Source organism: Rariglobus hedericola (assembly GCF_007559335.1).
Classification (GTDB): Bacteria; Verrucomicrobiota; Verrucomicrobiia; order Opitutales; family Opitutaceae; genus Rariglobus; species Rariglobus hedericola.
The window spans coordinates 1-436 of the sequence record NZ_VMBG01000013.1; the positions used below are offsets into that span (position 1 = coordinate 1).

Genomic DNA, 436 nt, shown 5'->3' on the forward strand with positions numbered 1-436 from the left:
TTCATCGAACCAAAAAAATACAGTATTTATCCGCTGAGCGAGCGCGCGATGCCCCTGATGCAGACTAGCACCGAACGGAAGATTGTAGCCGCCGATTATATTACAGGCATAAAGATCAAGACCGGAAATCCAGATGCGGCAGCACAAATGATTTTAGGTCAGATTTCGGACGCCACCAAAAGGAAATTGGCACCCTTCTGGAATTCACGACTGAAAGAAGCCAAGCCATCGATAATTTTGAGCGGGATTGGAAAGAATTCGGTATGGAGCATTTTTATTTCTCCAGCCGATGGCGGTGATTATATCGTCACTATTTCGTATGTAATCGAAGAAGAAACGGAGGCTAACCAAGCGTTACAGACAACGACCACAGCTGTCACGGATCGTGCTGTCGCACGCTCCGCGCCAGCTGCGGTCGTGTCTGATCTTTGACGTT

General features: G+C 47.9%; 1 protein-coding gene. It reads left to right on the forward strand.

What is annotated here, in order from left to right; all coding sequences use genetic code 11:
- Window positions 1–432: hypothetical protein (locus tag FPL22_RS17760; RefSeq protein ID WP_162525368.1), on the forward strand; the 432-nt coding region annotated here is incomplete at its 5' end.
- Between the last annotated feature and the right edge of the window lie 4 nt (window positions 433–436).